13 protein-coding genes are annotated in these 16,200 nt (G+C 63.3%); 9 read left to right on the top strand and 4 right to left on the bottom strand.

What is annotated here, in order from left to right:
- Nucleotides 1-24 precede the first annotated feature (24 nt).
- Complete coding sequence (locus UB48_RS12535) at nt 25-915, bottom strand: LysR family transcriptional regulator ArgP (RefSeq protein WP_045197407.1); 891 nt, start codon at nt 913-915, stop codon at nt 25-27.
- A 122-nt stretch (nt 916-1,037) separates the two neighbouring features.
- Between UB48_RS12535 and UB48_RS12530 the strand changes: the two genes are divergently transcribed.
- The 9 genes from UB48_RS12530 (at nt 1,038) to UB48_RS12490 (ending at nt 14,469) form a co-directional block, all read left to right on the top strand.
- Nucleotides 1,038-1,637 (top strand): LysE/ArgO family amino acid transporter, encoded by a 600-nt coding sequence (locus UB48_RS12530; RefSeq protein WP_045197405.1) that lies wholly within the window; start codon nt 1,038-1,040, stop codon nt 1,635-1,637.
- Between the two features lie 189 nt (nt 1,638-1,826).
- On the top strand, nt 1,827-2,423 hold the full coding sequence (locus UB48_RS12525) for a superoxide dismutase (protein WP_045197403.1): 597 nt from the start codon (nt 1,827-1,829) through the stop codon (nt 2,421-2,423).
- Nucleotides 2,424-2,767: 344 nt separating this feature from the next.
- Nucleotides 2,768-4,819: a bifunctional diguanylate cyclase/phosphodiesterase gene (locus UB48_RS12520; protein ID WP_045197401.1), complete on the top strand. Its 2,052-nt coding sequence runs from the start codon at nt 2,768-2,770 to the stop codon at nt 4,817-4,819.
- Between the two features lie 149 nt (nt 4,820-4,968).
- Nucleotides 4,969-6,306 carry an imelysin family protein gene (locus tag UB48_RS12515; RefSeq protein ID WP_045197891.1) on the top strand — a complete coding sequence of 446 codons (1,338 nt, stop codon included), beginning with the start codon at nt 4,969-4,971 and terminating at the stop codon, nt 6,304-6,306.
- A 220-nt stretch (nt 6,307-6,526) separates the two neighbouring features.
- Nucleotides 6,527-7,954: a di-heme oxidoredictase family protein gene (locus tag UB48_RS12510; protein WP_045197399.1), complete on the top strand. Its 1,428-nt coding sequence runs from the start codon at nt 6,527-6,529 to the stop codon at nt 7,952-7,954.
- 15 nt (nt 7,955-7,969) lie between these two features.
- Nucleotides 7,970-9,034, top strand: coding sequence for an imelysin family protein (locus UB48_RS12505; RefSeq protein WP_045197396.1), 1,065 nt, complete (start codon nt 7,970-7,972; stop codon nt 9,032-9,034).
- Nucleotides 9,035-9,036: 2 nt separating this feature from the next.
- Nucleotides 9,037-10,134, top strand: a complete 1,098-nt coding sequence (locus tag UB48_RS12500; protein ID WP_045197394.1) for a DUF1513 domain-containing protein — start codon at nt 9,037-9,039, stop codon at nt 10,132-10,134.
- Between the two features lie 125 nt (nt 10,135-10,259).
- The gene (locus UB48_RS12495) at nt 10,260-11,408 is read left to right on the top strand and encodes an efflux RND transporter periplasmic adaptor subunit (RefSeq protein WP_045197392.1); all 1,149 of its coding nucleotides are present in this window, start codon (nt 10,260-10,262) and stop codon (nt 11,406-11,408) included.
- Nucleotides 11,409-11,421: 13 nt separating this feature from the next.
- Entirely contained in the window at nt 11,422-14,469 is a 3,048-nt protein-coding gene (locus tag UB48_RS12490; RefSeq protein ID WP_045197390.1) for a multidrug efflux RND transporter permease subunit, read from the top strand.
- A gap of 53 nt (nt 14,470-14,522) precedes the next feature.
- Here the strand turns inward: UB48_RS12490 and UB48_RS12485 are convergent, their stop codons facing one another.
- The 3 genes from UB48_RS12485 to UB48_RS12475 are packed head-to-tail and all read right to left on the bottom strand — an operon-like array spanning nt 14,523 to nt 16,148.
- Nucleotides 14,523-14,750: a hypothetical protein gene (locus UB48_RS12485; RefSeq protein WP_045197388.1), complete on the bottom strand. Its 228-nt coding sequence runs from the start codon at nt 14,748-14,750 to the stop codon at nt 14,523-14,525.
- Nucleotides 14,750-15,460 (bottom strand): lipopolysaccharide kinase InaA family protein, encoded by a 711-nt coding sequence (locus tag UB48_RS12480; RefSeq protein WP_045197386.1) that lies wholly within the window; start codon nt 15,458-15,460, stop codon nt 14,750-14,752. Before UB48_RS12480 ends, UB48_RS12485 begins: the two co-directional genes overlap by 1 nt.
- Nucleotides 15,461-15,467: 7 nt before the next feature.
- Nucleotides 15,468-16,148 (bottom strand): class I SAM-dependent methyltransferase, encoded by a 681-nt coding sequence (locus UB48_RS12475; protein WP_045197385.1) that lies wholly within the window; start codon nt 16,146-16,148, stop codon nt 15,468-15,470.
- Nucleotides 16,149-16,200: the final 52 nt, after the last annotated feature.

Raw genomic sequence — 16,200 nt, 5'->3', positions numbered from 1 at the left:
AGATACTGCTGACGCCGCCAATGCCTACAAGGGCACCAGCCACTGCCCGGCTGTCAGGCGCAGGTGATCCGTCAGTTGGCCGAGCAACTGCCCGCCATTGCGCCAATGATGCCAGTACAAGGGCACGTCGATGGGTTTATCCGCGGATATTTCTACCAGGCGCCCGCTGGCCAGCTGATCGCGCACCTGCAGTTCCGGCACCAGGCCCCAGCCCAGGCCCGCTTCGGTCATGCGCAAGAAGCCTTCGGACGACGGGCACAGGTGATGGAGGAAACCGTCCTGAATACCTAACGAGGCCAGGTAACGGTGCTGAAGAAAGTCATCCGGCCCGAACACCAGCGCCGGCGTGCGCGACAGCCGCGCGGCAGCGAAACCGGCTGGAAAGTAGCGGGCCATGAACGCCGGGCTGGCCAGCGCCCGGTAGCGCATGGCGCCGAGCAACAGGCTGCGTGCGCCGGCCACCGGCCGCTCGCTGCCGCACAGGCAGGCTGCCACTTCGCCGGCGCGCATGCGTTTGAGGCCGACTTCCTGGTCTTCGACCACCAGGTCGAGCAACACCTGCTGATCGGCACAGAATTCGCCCACAGCGCCTGCCCACCAGGTCGCCAGGCTGTCGGCATTGAGGGCGATGCGCAGGCGCTCGGGCATGCCCTCTGCATCCAGCGCTGGCACCTGGCTCTGCAGATCGCGCTCAAGCAGGCGCACCTGTTGCACATGGTTGAGCAGGCGCCGGCCGACATCGGTGGGGCTCGGCGGATTGGCGCGCACCAGCACCGGCTGGCCAACGCGCGCCTCGAGCAACTTGATGCGCTGGGAAATCGCCGACTGCGACAAGCCCAGCACCTGGGCGGCGCGCTCGAAACCGGCCTGTTCAATTACGGCGGCGAGGGCAGACAGCAGTTTGTAATCGAACATTATTTTTCCTAATGCCAGATCAGCTTTATTTGTTTTTCTTATACAGAGGAAATCCCCACAATGGCCAGCATCTTCTTTGTATTTGCGCCCGCGCCCTGCGGGTGTCTTGTGGAGTTCCCCTTATGTGGCAAAGCTACCTGAACGGCCTGTTGGTCGCCTTCGGCCTGATCATGGCGATCGGCACGCAAAACGCCTTTGTCCTGGCACAGAGCCTGCGCCGCGAACATCACCTGCCGGTGGCGGCGCTGTGCGTGGTCTGCGATGCCATCCTGGTGGCCGCGGGCGTGTTTGGCCTGGCCACGGTGCTGGCGCAAAACCCGACCCTGCTGGCGGTGGCGCGCTGGGGTGGCGCGGTGTTTCTGATCTGGTACGGCGCCAAGGCGCTGCTGCGCGCCTGCTCGCAACAAAGCCTGCAACAGGGCGAAGGCCAGGGCTTGCGTTCGCGTCGGGCGGTGCTGCTCAGCGCCCTGGCGGTAACCCTGCTCAACCCCCATGTGTACCTCGACACGGTATTGCTGATCGGCTCGCTGGGCGCCCAGCAGACCGTGCCCGGCGCTTACGTGGCCGGCGCCGCCAGCGCCTCGCTGCTGTGGTTTTTCACCCTCGCCCTGGGCGCCGCCTGGCTGGCCCCGTGGCTGGCGCGCCCAGGCACCTGGCGGCTGCTCGACCTGATGGTGGCGGTGATGATGTTTGCCGTGGCGGCGCAGCTGATCTTTACCTGAGGCGCCGCTCGTCCGGCACCGGCAAAGGCTCTGGAACCTCTTTCCCGTACACTTGTTGCGTGGTTATGCACCGGGCCCGGTGCTATGATCCAGCCCTTGCGTCGCAAAGAGTACAAACTCGCCGACGCACACCGGCCGCCCGTGATCGGCCTTGCGCTCACCGCAACAGACCTGATTAGGAGAATCACCATGGCTTTTGAATTGCCGCCGCTGCCTTACGCCCACGACGCCCTGCAGCCGCACATTTCCAAGGAAACCCTGGAATACCACCACGACAAGCACCACAACACCTATGTCGTGAACCTGAACAACCTGGTGCCAGGCACCGAGTTCGAAGGCAAGACCCTGGAAGAGATCGTCAAGACTTCCTCGGGCGGTATCTTCAACAACGCCGCTCAGGTCTGGAACCACACCTTCTACTGGAACTGCCTGGCGCCAAACGCCGGCGGCCAACCAACCGGCGCCCTGGCTGAAGCCATCAACGCCGCGTTCGGTTCGTTCGACAAGTTCAAGGAAGAGTTCACCAAGACTTCGGTCGGCACCTTCGGTTCCGGTTGGGGCTGGCTGGTGAAAAAATCCGACGGTTCCCTGGCCCTGGCCAGCACCATCGGCGCCGGCAACCCGCTTACCAACGGCGACACTCCGCTGCTGACCTGCGACGTCTGGGAACACGCCTACTACATCGACTACCGTAACGTGCGTCCGAAGTACGTCGAGGCGTTCTGGAACCTGGTCAACTGGAAGTTCGTCGCCGAGCAGTTCGAAGGCAAAACCTTCACTGCCTGAGCCGGCTGCTGAGCAATACCTTGCACAAGGTATTGAGCGCGCGAAAAGCCCACCCTAGCGGTGGGCTTTTTTATGCGCGTCTGCGCTGCAACATTTTTCATCCTATTCAGGCACCATGCATCTTGCCGCGCACGCAGAGCACGCTAACATCAAACGTTGGGAAACTCGTTGCCACGGATTAAAGTCGCGAGGCCGGGCAACCGATACAGTGACGGCAGGCAGCCAACCTGCTCCTGGTGCAAAATGCACCGTCAAGGAGCTGGAGAAGTCCTGTTGACGGCCGATAGTGGATTGCCAAGTTTGATGGCAAAATGATGCCATGCGCATGGATTAAGGAAACCCCATTGAAGCTGGAACTCAAGAACAGCTTATCGGTCAAGTTGCTCAGGGTAGTACTGCTCTCGGCGTTGGTCGTCGGTGTAGTTCTCAGTTGTGCGCAGATCGTCTTTGATGCCTACAAGACCCGCCAGGCCGTCGCCAATGACGCCCAACGGATCCTCGACATGTTCCGCGACCCTTCGACCCAGGCGGTGTACAGCCTGGACAAGGAAATGGGCATGCAGGTCATGGAGGGCTTGTTCCAGGACGAGTCCGTGCGCATGGCCTCCATCGGCCATCCCAACGAGACCATGCTGGCGGAAAAATCCCGCCCGCTGCAGGAGGTTTCCAGCCGCTGGCTGACCGACCTGATTCTCGGCCAGGAGCGCAACTTCACCACCCAGCTGGTCGGCCGTGGCCCCTATAGCGAATATTACGGCGACCTGAGCATCACCCTCGACACCGCCTCCTACGGCGAGGGCTTCCTGGTCAGTTCAGTGATCATCTTCATTTCCGGCGTGCTGCGCGCCCTGGCCATGGGCCTGGTGCTGTACCTGGTCTATCACTGGATGCTGACCAAGCCGCTGTCGAAGATCATCGAGCACCTCACCCAGATCAACCCCGACCGTCCCAGCCAGCACCAGTTGCCGCTGATCAAGGGCCACGAAAAGAACGAGCTGGGCCTGTGGGTCAATACCGCCAACCAGTTGCTGGCCTCGATCGAGCGCAATACCCACCTGCGCCATGAAGCCGAGAACAGCCTGTTGCGCATGGCCCAGTACGACTTTCTCACCGGCCTGCCGAACCGCCAGCAACTGCAGCAGCAACTGGACAAGATCCTCGTCGACGCCGGGCGCCTGCAACGCCGGGTGGCGGTACTGTGCGTGGGCCTTGACGACTTCAAGGGCATCAACGAGCAGTTCAGCTACCAGGCCGGCGACCAGTTGCTGCTGGCCCTGGCCGACCGCCTGCGCGCCCACAGTGGCCGCCTCGGTGCCCTGGCCCGCCTGGGCGGCGACCAGTTCGCCCTGGTCCAGGCCGATATCGAGCAGCCCTACGAAGCGGCGGAGCTGGCCCAGAGCATTCTCGATGACCTCGAGGCGCCGTTCGCCCTCGACCACCAGGAAATCCGCCTGCGCGCGACCATCGGCATCACCCTGTTCCCCGAAGACGGCGACAGCACCGAGAAGCTGCTGCAAAAGGCCGAGCAGACCATGACCCTGGCCAAGGCCCGCTCGCGCAACCGCTACCAGTTCTACATCGCCAGTGTCGACAGCGAGATGCGCCGGCGCCGCGAGCTGGAAAAAGACCTGCGCGAAGCGCTGCCGCGCAACCAGCTGTTCCTGGTCTACCAGCCACAGATCAGCTACCGCGACCATCGCGTGGTCGGTGTCGAGGCGCTGCTGCGCTGGCAGCATCCGGAACTGGGCATGGTCCCGCCGGACCAGTTCATCCCCCTGGCCGAGCAGAACGGCAACATCATCAGCATCGGCGAATGGGTGCTCGACCAGGCTTGCCGGCAACTACGCGACTGGCACGATCAGGGCTTCAGCGAACTGCGCATGGCGGTCAACCTGTCGACCGTGCAACTGCACCACAACGAGTTGCCGCGAGTGGTCAACAACCTGCTGCAGATCTACCGCCTGCCGCCGCGCAGCCTGGAGCTGGAAGTCACCGAGACCGGCCTGATGGAAGACATCAGCACCGCTGCCCAGCACCTGCTGAGCCTGCGCCGATCCGGGGCGCTGATTGCCATTGACGACTTCGGCACCGGCTACTCGTCGCTCAGCTACCTGAAGTCGCTGCCGCTGGACAAGATCAAGATCGACAAGAGCTTCGTCCAGGACCTGCTCGATGACGACGACGATGCCACCATCGTCCGCGCCATCATCCAGCTGGGCAAGAGCCTGGGCATGCAAGTCATTGCCGAAGGGGTCGAGACGGCGGAACAGGAAGCCTACATCATCGCCCAGGGTTGCCATGAAGGTCAGGGCTACCACTACAGCAAACCCTTGCCGGCCCGGGAGCTGACTGCGTTCCTCAAACAGGCCCAGCGCAACCAGGTTTCGATTCTCTAACCCCTGTACGCATTGCTCGAAGCGGTCAACCCACGCATTTGAATATTTACGTGACTGCCCCTTTACACAAAATGCAAATCTTTCGCATTATGTTGCAGTTTTGCGTGCCCCCGGTACGCCTGTCCAACCTCTCGACGCAGGAATTCGCCATGATTCGTATGCCTCTGGCCACCGCCAGTCTGTTGGCCATTGCCATCTCTCTCGCCGGTTGCGGCGACAGCAAGGACAAGGACAAAGCCGCCGCACCGCAAGCCCCGGCCACCACCTCGGCTACCGCCCCTGCTGCCGCTGGCGCCGTCGACGAGGCAGCGGCCAAGGCCGTGGTCAAGCATTACGCCGACATGGTCCACGCCGTCTACAGCGACTCGCTGAGCACCGCCAAGACCCTGCAAACCGCGATCGACGCCTTCCTTGCCAAGCCCAGCGACGAAACCCTGAACGCCGCCAAGGCCGCCTGGGTCGCTGCCCGAGTGCCCTACCTGCAGAGCGAAGTGTTCCGCTTCGGCAACACCATCATCGACGACTGGGAAGGTCAGGTGAACGCCTGGCCGCTGGACGAAGGCCTGATCGACTACGTCGACAAGAGCTACGAGCATGCTCTGGGCAACCCTGGCGCGACCGCCAACATCATCGCCAATACCCAGGTTCAGGTCGGCGAAGACAAGGTTGACGTCAAGGACATCACCCCGGAGAAGCTCGCCAGCCTGAACGAGCTGGGCGGCTCCGAAGCCAACGTTGCCACCGGTTACCACGCCATCGAATTCCTGCTCTGGGGCCAGGACCTCAACGGCACCGGCCCGGGCGCCGGCGCCCGTCCTGCCTCCGACTACCTGGAAGGCCAGGGCGCTACCGGCGGCCATAACGAGCGCCGCCGTGCTTACCTCAAAGCCGTGACCCAACTGCTGGTCAACGACCTCGAGGAAATGGTCGGCAACTGGGCACCGAACGTTGCCACCAACTACCGTGCCACCCTCGAAGCCGAGCCGGTTACCGACGGCCTGCGCAAGATGCTGTTCGGCATGGGCAGCCTGTCGCTGGGCGAACTGGCTGGCGAGCGCATGAAGGTTTCCCTGGAAGCCAATTCGCCTGAAGACGAGCAGGACTGCTTCAGCGACAACACCCACAACTCGCACTTCTATGACGCCAAGGGCATCCGCAACGTCTACCTGGGCGAGTACACCCGCACCGACGGCACCAAGCTGAGCGGCCCGAGCCTGTCGTCGCTGGTGGCCAAGATCGACGCCGCCACCGACACCACCCTCAAGGCCGACCTGCAAGCAACCGAAGCCAAGATTCAGGTGATGGTCGACCATGCCGCCAAAGGCGAGCACTACGACCAGCTGATCGCGGCCGACAACGCTGCCGGCAACCAGATCGTGCGTGACGCCATCGCCGCCCTCGTCAAGCAGACCGGTGCGATCGAACAGGCCGCAAGCAAACTGGGCATCGCCAACCTGGCCCCGGACACCGCTGATCACGAGTTCTGATTCAGCGGCGGCTTGATAGAGGCGACCTTCGGGTCGCCTTCTTTATGCGCATCATCGCGGGTCGAGCCCGCTCCCACAGGATTGGTGCAGGCAAGCCCACTGGAGGAGCCGGCTTGCCCCGCGATAGATTTCATCGAGCAAACGCAAATCCCTCTTATTCAATTACCCCGAGCCTGCTAAGCTTGCACGCCGGTTTTTTGCCCAAGCCCCAGGATTATTGATGTCCTCGTTGCTTCCCCGTCTCAGCCCCCTGCTTCTGGTCGCCGTTCTGGCCGGTTGCGACGACGCCCCGCGATTCACCCAGGCCGAGCCCGGTGAAGCGCTGGCCGGTGGCAAGGCGACGGTGAACAAGCGCGACCAGAACGCCTACTCAATGCCTTCGGCCAACCTGCCGCCAAGCCGGCGCCTGGATTTCAGCGTCGGCAACAGCTTTTTCCGCAGCCCCTGGGTGATCGCCCCGTCGACCACCACCGCCCGCGACGGCCTGGGCCCGCTGTTCAATACCAATGCCTGCCAGAACTGCCACATCAAGGACGGCCGCGGCCACCCGCCCGGGCCCAACGCCGCCAACGCGGTGTCGATGCTGGTGCGCCTGTCGATCCCCGATCAGCCGCAGTACGCCAAGGTTATCGAGCAACTGGGCATCGTCCCGGAGCCGGTGTATGGCGGTCAGTTGCAGGACATGGCGGTGCCGGGTGTCGCCCCCGAAGGCAAGGTGCGGGTCGAGTACGATACGCAACAGGTCACCTTCAAGGACGGCACCCAGGTCGAACTGCGCAAGCCGCGCCTGCAGATCACCCAGCTGGGCTACGGGCCGATGCACCCCGATACGCGCTTCTCGGCCCGGGTCGCCCCGCCGATGATCGGCCTGGGTCTGCTCGAGGCCATCCCCGAGGCGGCGCTGCTGGCTAATGCCGACCCCGACGACCGCAACGGCGATGGCATCCGCGGCCGCGCCAACCGGGTCTGGGACGATGCCCAGGGCAAGACCGTGGTCGGCCGCTTCGGCTGGAAGGCCGGGCAGCCGAACCTCAATCAGCAGAACGTCCATGCGTTTTCCGGTGACATGGGCCTGACCACCAGCCTGCGGCCAATGGACGACTGCACCCCGGCGCAGACCGACTGCCTCAACGCCGCCAACGGCAACGGCGCCAACGGCGAGCAGGAAGTCAGCGACAACATCCTGCGCCTGGTGCTGTTCTATACCCGCAACCTGGCGGTGCCGGTGCGCAAGGACGTCGATTCGCCCCAGGTGCTGGCCGGCAAGAACCTGTTCCACCAGGCCGGCTGCCAAGGCTGCCACACGCCACAGTTCACCACCGCCAGCGACGCCGCCGAGCCGGAGCTGGCCAACCAGCTGATCCGCCCCTACAGCGACCTGCTGCTGCATGACATGGGTCCGGGCCTGGCCGACAACCGCAGCGAGTTCGCCGCCAGCGGCCAGGACTGGCGCACCGCGCCGCTGTGGGGTATCGGCCTGAACGAGACCGTCAGCGGTCACACCCAGTTTCTTCACGATGGCCGCGCCCGCAACCTGCTCGAAGCTGTGCTCTGGCACGGTGGCGAAGCCGAAGCGGCCAAACAGTACGTCTTGAGCTTCAACGCCGGGCAACGCACCGCGTTGCTGGCTTTCCTGAATTCACTTTAAGCAAAGGAGCCGGGCATGTTCCGTCCCAAACTGTTGTTCACCAGCCTTGCCGCCCTCGCCCTCGGCGCCTGCTCGCCGCAAGACCCGCAAGCGGTGACCTCGGCGGCGATCGCCAAACAGGTAATCCTGCCGACCTACAGCCGCTGGGTCGAAGCCGACCGCCAGCTGGCCGTCAGCGCCCTGGCCTTCTGTGAAGGCAAGGCGGACCTGGCCACTGCCCGCGCCGATTTTCTCCATGCGCAAAAAGCCTGGGCCGAGTTGCAGCCCTTGTTGATCGGCCCGCTGGCCGAAGGCAACCGTGCCTGGCAGGTGCAGTTCTGGCCCGACAAGAAGAACCTGGTCGGCCGTCAGGTCGAGCAACTGGTCAACGGTGACAAGCCACTCGACGCCGAAACCCTGGGCAAATCCAGTGTCGTCGTGCGCGGCCTGTCGGCCTACGAGTACATCCTCTTCGACAGCAAGCCGGATGCCGCCAACGCCGAACAGAAAGCCCGCTACTGCCCGCTGCTGGTGGCCATCGGCGAGCACCAGAAGGCCCTGGCCGAGGAAATCCTCAAAGGCTGGAACAGCACCGACGGCATGCTCGCGCAGATGACCAAGTTCCCCAACCAGCGCTACGCCGATTCCCACGAGGCCATCGCCGACCTGCTGCGGGCCCAGGTTACCGCCCTGGATACCCTGAAGAAGAAACTCGGCGCGCCCATGGGCCGCCTGAGCAAGGGTATCCCGCAGCCGCTGCAGGCCGAGGCCTGGCGCAGCCACTCCTCGCTGAAAAGCCTGGAAGCCAGCCTCAATGCTGCCCAGACCGTCTGGGTCGGGGTCGACAACAAAGGCCTGCGCGGCCTGCTGGGCAAAGACCAGCAAGCCTTGGCGGACAAGATCGACGCCGCCTACGCCAACGCCTCCAAGCTGCTGGCCGGCAACCAGAAAACCCTCGGCGAGTTGCTCGACGACGAAGCCGGCCGCCAGCAGCTGAACACTATTTACGACAGCCTCAACGCCGTTCACCGCCTGCACGAAGGCGAGCTGGCCAAGGCGCTGGGCATCCAGCTGGGCTTCAACGCCAACGACGGTGACTGATCATGTTGCGACGCCAGGCTCTCAAACTCGGTAGCGTTGTGCTCAGCGCCCTCACCCTCGGCGGCTGGACCCTGTTTCGCAACAAGGCCGGCACGCCGCTGCTGCTCTCGGCGCGTGACGATGGCGACGGCAAGCACTACGCCGTCGGCTACCGCCTGGACGGCACCCAGGTGTTCGCCACCGAGGTGGGCCAGCGTTGCCATGACATCATCAACCATCCCGAACAGCCAATTGCCCTGTTCGTCGCCCGCCGCCCCGGCACCGAGAGCTACCTGATCGACCTGCGCGATGGCCGCTTGCTGCAGACCATCACCTCGCAGCCGAACCGGCATTTCTACGGCCATGCGGTGATCCACAAGAGCGGCGAATGGCTCTACGCCACCGAGAACGACACCACTGACCCTGGCCGTGGCGTACTCGGTGTCTACCGTTTCGACGGCGAGCGCCTGAGCCATGCTGGCGAAATCTCGACCCACGGCATCGGCCCGCACCAGGTGTCGTGGATGCCCGACGGCGAAACCCTGGTGGTGGCCAACGGCGGCATTCGCACCGAAGCCGAAAGCCGGGTGGAGATGAACCTCGATGCCATGCAGCCGAGCCTGGTGCTGATGCAGCGCGACGGCACACTGCTGAGCAAAGAAGTGCTCAGCCAGCAGATGAACAGCGTGCGCCATTTGGCGATTGCCGCCGACGGCACCATCGTCGCCGGCCAGCAGTTCATGGGCGCCAGCCACGAGACTGCCGAGCTGCTGGCGATCAAGCGCCCGGGCCAGGCCTTTGAAGCCTTCCCGGTGCCCGAGCAGCAATTGCAGTCCATGGCCCACTACACCGCCAGCGTCGCCATTCACAACGAGCTGCGCCTGGTGGCCCTGACCGCGCCACGGGCCAACCGGCTGTTTATCTGGGACCTGGACAGCGCCCAGGTACGCCTTGATGCACCGATGCCCGATTGCGCCGGTGTCGGCGCGGTGGCCGACGGTTTTGTCGTGACCTCAGGCCAAGGCCGTTGCCGCCTGTACGATTGCCGCAAGCCCGAACTGATCGGCCAGCCCCTGCAATTGCCGTCCGGGCTCTGGGACAACCACCTGCACCTGGCCTGAAAATAGCCGGGAACACAGGCTTCCCAGGCCCGGTCAACAGAGTAATATTCGGCTACATCGCACGTGGGCAGGATCGCCCGTCGTCGTGCCAAGCGAACAACAATTCGTCTCCAAGGAACTGGACTATGCTGCGCCGCCGCATGCTGATCATGTTGGGTGTTGTCTTGCTGCTCGTGCTGATCCTGGGGGGCTACAAGGCCTTTGCCATCTATCAGCAGATCCAGATGTTCTCGGCCCCCAAGCCGCCGATCAGCGTAGCGGCGACCGAGGCCAGCGAACGTGCCTGGCAGAACCGCCTGCCGGCCGTGGGCAGCCTCAAGGCGCTGCAAGGGGTCGACCTGAGCCTGGAGATCGCCGGCACGGTCAAGGCCCTGCAGTTCGAGTCCGGGCAGAAAGTCAGCAAGGGCCAGTTGTTGCTGCAACTGGACAGCGATGTCGAAACCGCGCTGCTGGGGACCGCCCTCGCCGACCTGGGCCTGGCCCAGGTCGACTACAACCGCGGCAGCCAGCTGGTCGGCAGCCAGGCGATTTCCAAGGGTGAGTTCGATCGCTTGAGCGCCCAGTTCAAGCGCAACAAGGCAGTGGTCGATCAACTCAAGGCGGCGCTGGCAAAAAAGAGCATCAATGCGCCCTTCAGCGGCACCATCGGCATCCGCCAGGTGGACGTTGGCGACTACCTGGCCAGCGGCACGGTGATCGCCACCTTGCAAGACCTGAGCAGCCTCTACGTCGATTTCTTCGTCCCCGAGCAGTCGATTCCCAAGCTGAGCATTGGCCAGCAAGTGCTGGTCAGCGTCGCCGCCTACCCGCAAGAGCACTTCCCCGGCAGCATCAGCGCGATCAACCCCAAGGTCGAGGACAGCACCCGCAACGTGCAGGTCCGCGCCACCCTGGCCAACCCCGACGGCAAGCTGCTGCCCGGCATGTTCACCAGCCTGCAGGTTTTGCTGCCCGACCCGCAGCCACAGGTGGTGGTGCCGGAAAGCGCGGTGACCTACACCCTGTATGGCAACTCGGTGTATGTCGCCACGGCGAAAAAGCCTGAGGACGGCAAAGTGCCAGACAACGCCGACGCCCAGCCAACCCTGATTGCCGAACGCCGCTTCGTCGAGACCGGCGAGCGCCGCGATGGCCTGGTGATCATCAGCAAGGGGCTCAAGGCCGGCGAAACGGTAGTCACCGCCGGCCAGTTGAAACTCACCCAGGGCGCGCCGATCAGCATCAGCCCGGACAAAGCCCTGCAAGCCCCCGACAGTCCGCCGCGCAGCAACTGATCAAGGAACCGTCATGGCCTTTACCGATCCGTTCATCCGCCGCCCGGTGCTGGCCAGCGTGGTCAGCCTGCTGATCGTGCTGCTGGGCTTCCAGGCCTGGAGCAAGTTGCCGATCCGCCAATACCCGCAAATGGAAAACGCCCTGATCACGGTGACCACCGCCTACCCCGGGGCCAACGCCGAAACCATCCAGGGCTACATCACCCAGCCGCTGCAGCAAAGCCTGGCCAGCGCCGAAGGCATCGACTACATGACCTCGGTGAGCCGGCAGAACTTCTCGGTGATTTCGATCTATGCGCGCATCGGCTCGGACAGCGACCGGCTGTTCACCGAGTTGCTGGCCAAGGCCAACGAGGTCAAGAACAAGCTGCCCCAGGACGCCGAAGATCCGGTGCTGAGCAAGGAGGCCGCCGACGCCTCGGCGCTGATGTACGTAAGCTTCTACAGCAGCGAGTTGAGCAACCCGCAGATCACCGATTACCTGTCGCGGGTCATCCAGCCCAAGCTTGCGACCCTGCCGGGCATGGCCGAAGCCGAGATCCTCGGCAACCAGCTGTTCGCCATGCGCCTGTGGATCGACCCGGTAAAGCTTGCCGGCTACGGCCTGAGCGCCAACGACGTGACCCAGGCGGTGCGCGGCTACAACTTCCTTTCGGCGGCCGGCGAGCTCAAGGGCGAGTACATCGTCACCAGTATCAACGCCACCACCGAGCTCAAGAGCGCCGAAGCCTTCGCCAATATCCCGCTCAAGACCAGTGGCGACAGCCGGGTGCTGCTCGGCGACGTGGCGCGGGTTGAAATGGGCGCCGAGAACTACGACACCGTGAGCTCCTTCGACGGCACGCCGTCGGTGTACATCGGCATCAAGGCCACCCCCGGGGCCAACCCGCTGGAAGTGATCAAGGAGGTGCGCAAGCTCATGCCCGAGCTTGAAAGCCAGCTACCGCCGAACCTGAAATCCTCGATCGCCTACGACGCCACGCTGTTCATCCAGGCCTCGATCGACGAAGTGGTCAAGACCCTGGTCGAAGCGGTGCTGATCGTCATCGTCGTGGTCTTCCTGTTCCTCGGCGCCTTGCGCTCGGTGCTGATCCCGGTCATTACCATCCCGCTGTCGATGATCGGCGTGCTGTTTTTCATGCAGTTGATGGGCTATTCGCTGAACTTGCTCACCTTGTTGGCCATGGTCCTGGCCATCGGCCTGGTGGTCGATGACGCTATCGTCGTGGTGGAAAACATCCACCGTCATATCGAAGAAGGTAAATCGCCCTACGACGCGGCCCTGGAAGGCGCTCGCGAAATTGCCATGCCGGTGGTGTCGATGACCATCACTCTGGCGGCGGTGTACGCCCCTATCGGCTTTCTGCAGGGGCTCACCGGCGCGCTGTTCAAGGAGTTCGCCCTGACCCTGGCCGGCGCCGTGGTGATTTCCGGGATCGTCGCCCTGACCCTGTCACCGATGATGTGCGCCCTGCTGTTGCGGCACGAGCAGAACCCCAGCGGCCTGGCCCACCGTCTGGATGTACTCTTCGAACGGCTCAAACTGCGCTACCAGAAAACCCTCCATGGCACCCTCAACACCCGGCCGGTGGTGCTGGTGTTCGCGCTGATCGTGCTGTGCCTGATTCCGGTGTTTCTGATGTTCACCAAGAACGAGCTGGCGCCCGATGAAGACCAGGGCATCATCTTCATGATGGCCACCGCCCCGCAGCCAACCAACCTCGATTACCTGAACAGCTACACCGACGAGTTCATCAAGATCTTCAAAGACTTCCCCGAGTACTATTCGTCGTTCCAGATCAACGGCTTCAACGGCGTGCAATCGGGCATCGGCGGCTTTTTGCTCAAGCCGTGGAACGAACGCGAGCGCACCCAGATGCAGCTGCTGCCATTGGTACAGGCCAAGCTCGAAGGCATCAGCGGCCTGCAGATCTTCGGCTTCAACCTGCCCTCGCTACCGGGCACCGGTGAAGGCTTGCCGTTCGCCTTCGTGATCAACACCGCCAACGACTACGCCTCGTTGCTGGAGGTGGCCGAACGGGTCAAGGCGCGTGCCCAGGCGTCGGGCAAGTTCGCCTTCCTCGACATCGACCTGGCCTTCGACAAGCCCGAGGTGGTGGTCGATATCGACCGCGCCAAGGCGGCGCAGATGGGCGTGTCCATGGACGCCCTGGGCGGCACCCTGGCGACCCTGCTGGGCGAGGCGGAGATCAACCGCTTCACTATCGACGGGCGCAGCTACAAGGTCATTGCCCAGGTCGAGCGGCCCTACCGCGACAACCCCGACTGGCTGAACAACTACTACGTGAAGAACCAGCAGGGGCAGATGCTGGCGTTGTCGACCCTGATCAGCATCAGCGACCGCGCCCGCCCGCGTCAGCTCAACCAGTTCCAGCAACTGAACTCGGCGATCATCCAGGGCTTCCCGATGGTCAGCATGGGCGAGGCGCTGGATACCGTGCGCACGATTGCCCGTGAGGAAGCGCCGGAGGGCTACGGCTTTGACTATGGCGGCGCGGCGCGTCAGTTCGTTCAGGAAGGCAGCGCCCTGTGGGTAACCTTCGGCCTGGCGCTGGCGATCATCTTCCTGGTACTGGCGGCGCAATTCGAAAGCTTCCGCGACCCGCTGGTGATCCTGGTGACGGTGCCGCTGTCGATCTGCGGGGCGTTGATTCCCCTGTTCCTGGGGATCTCGAGCATGAACATCTATACCCAGGTGGGCCTGGTGACCCTGATCGGGCTGATCAGCAAGCACGGCATCCTGATCGTCGAGTTCGCCAACCAGTTGCGCCAGCAAAAAGGCCTGAGCGCCCGCGAAGCGGTGGAAGAAGCCGCCGCCATCCGCCTGCGCCCGGTGCTGATGACCACTGCGGCGATGGTATTTGGCATGGTGCCGCTGATCCTTGCCACCGGCGCCGGCGCGGTCAGCCGCTTCGACATCGGCACGGTGATCGCCACCGGCATGTCGGTGGGCACCTTGTTCACCCTGTTCGTGCTGCCGTGCATCTATACCTTGCTGGCCAAGGCCGATGCGCCGCAAGCCGCCACGCAAACGGTATGAAATGCAAAGGCCTCGTCGATGACGAGGCCTTTGCCCGAACGCCTTGCAAGGTTTCAGCCGCTGGCGCGTACGCCCTGGCTCAACCCGAACAGCAACAACAGCAGATCGTGATCGGGTTTGGCATCGACCTGGGGCTTGACCACCCGGGGCAACGGACATTGCGCACCGGCGTCGACCTTGCTGACTATTTGCGGGCGTGGCTCTTCCCACGCGGCCACGGCGACAGTTGCCACGCCCAGCGCCATCAGCAGGAACACACCTCGAGCTATTTCTAGTTTCATTACTCTAAACCTTTGACAGCGCTGCCAAACGCCATCTGGTAAAAATAGAGCAGTTTTTGCCACTCTGCGTCAGTGAAAGACGAATGGCGGCGCAATTGTTTAAGGTCATTGGCGGCAGCGCGCTGGCAACTGATGCGCCGGCGGCATTTTTCCAGGTCCAGCAATGCCACCTCGGCCCTGGCTTCGGCGCCCTCACCGACGACCTTGACGAACACGTGCTTGCCATACAGGCAACCATGCTGCCAGTGACCACGGTGCATACGCACCAGGTTCTGCGCCAGGTCCAGCAGGACCCGCTCGTGCAATGCCGGGTGATAGCGCTCACGGGCGCCGGCAGCGAACCAGCTGTCGATGTCCTCGAAACCTTCCAGCGCCTCGCTGACCAGCAACGCGCGCCACTGGTGCTCGGCATCGCGCTCGACGCCGCAATAGACGATATGCGGCACCCGCACGCCAAGCTGCTCGAAACTGTTCAGGGCCTCGTACTCACGGAGCACGGTGGGCCGGCCGAAGGGGTGCAAAAGGCTGCGGTAGATATGGCCGATCTGACGCTTGGCATAGAACGTATGGCCCGTGTCGTCGCTCAGGCGTTGTACACCACTCTCGCCGCCGCGACGCTGATTGGGCTCCTCGACCCATTCACCCTGCTGCTGCCAGAAATGATCGAACTGATCCTTGTTCGTCGTTGCTGCTGTGCGCTCAAACCCCATGCCCCGCTCACCCCTTACGCAATAGATAGACTCGCCACATGGCATAGAACGGCAAGAAGTCCAATCGTTCCTGAATGCGGAACCCTGCGGCTTCGAATTCTTCTTCAACCGTAGCAGCTGGTAACACAAAACGATTCTGGTAACTGCCCTGCCCGCTTTCGGCGTAACGCCGTTGCTCGAGCTTTTTGCGCCGCCAGGCTTTGAAGTTGCCATCCACCCACAGCGAAACGATCACGCTGTCGCGGGTAACTCGTTGAAATTCCGAGAGTAATGTCTTGCGATGGGCGGCTTCACCGATGTGATGCATCAGCCGCATGCAAAAAATACTGTCGACCGAGTTATCCGGTAAATCGATGGCGAAGGCAGATGTCTGCAAGGTACGTACCCGTTCCACCACATGGGCCGGCTGCGAGGCGCGTGCAGTTTCGAGCATGGCTTCGGAGTTGTCGGCGCCGATGATCACCCGGTTGGGTTTTTCTGCCAGCAACGGCCAGAAACGCCCGGCGCCGCACGGCAGGTCGAGGACCAGCCCGGGCTCGCCAGCCAGCGCCAGGGCGCGACGGGCCAGTTGCTCGTCACGCTGGTGGGACATCCGCCGCGCCAGGCCATCCTGGTGCTTGAGGAAGTATTCCTGGGCGTGCTGCTGGTCGTACTTTTCCGAAAACTCGAGTTTGATAGGGCTACGCATTGTGCATCTCCTGACTCCAATGCACTCACCTTAGGCAGGCAAGCGTTGGCGT

The sequence above is a fragment of the Pseudomonas sp. 2(2015) genome (assembly GCF_000955865.1).
GTDB lineage: Bacteria > Pseudomonadota > Gammaproteobacteria > Pseudomonadales > Pseudomonadaceae > Aquipseudomonas.
The sequence above is the reverse complement of the archived record's forward strand: the minus strand, read 5'-3'. Positions and strand labels throughout refer to the sequence as shown.

Coding starts and splice junctions, on each gene's coding strand:
- UB48_RS12535 (WP_045197407.1), bottom strand. CDS start 915: ATGTTCGATTACAAACTGCTGTCTGCCCTCGCCGCCGTAATTGAACAG.
- UB48_RS12530 (WP_045197405.1), top strand. CDS start 1,038: ATGTGGCAAAGCTACCTGAACGGCCTGTTGGTCGCCTTCGGCCTGATC.
- UB48_RS12525 (WP_045197403.1), top strand. CDS start 1,827: ATGGCTTTTGAATTGCCGCCGCTGCCTTACGCCCACGACGCCCTGCAG.
- UB48_RS12515 (WP_045197891.1), top strand. CDS start 4,969: ATGATTCGTATGCCTCTGGCCACCGCCAGTCTGTTGGCCATTGCCATC.
- UB48_RS12510 (WP_045197399.1), top strand. CDS start 6,527: ATGTCCTCGTTGCTTCCCCGTCTCAGCCCCCTGCTTCTGGTCGCCGTT.
- UB48_RS12505 (WP_045197396.1), top strand. CDS start 7,970: ATGTTCCGTCCCAAACTGTTGTTCACCAGCCTTGCCGCCCTCGCCCTC.
- UB48_RS12500 (WP_045197394.1), top strand. CDS start 9,037: ATGTTGCGACGCCAGGCTCTCAAACTCGGTAGCGTTGTGCTCAGCGCC.
- UB48_RS12495 (WP_045197392.1), top strand. CDS start 10,260: ATGCTGCGCCGCCGCATGCTGATCATGTTGGGTGTTGTCTTGCTGCTC.
- UB48_RS12490 (WP_045197390.1), top strand. CDS start 11,422: ATGGCCTTTACCGATCCGTTCATCCGCCGCCCGGTGCTGGCCAGCGTG.
- UB48_RS12485 (WP_045197388.1), bottom strand. CDS start 14,750: ATGAAACTAGAAATAGCTCGAGGTGTGTTCCTGCTGATGGCGCTGGGC.
- UB48_RS12480 (WP_045197386.1), bottom strand. CDS start 15,460: ATGGGGTTTGAGCGCACAGCAGCAACGACGAACAAGGATCAGTTCGAT.
- UB48_RS12475 (WP_045197385.1), bottom strand. CDS start 16,148: ATGCGTAGCCCTATCAAACTCGAGTTTTCGGAAAAGTACGACCAGCAG.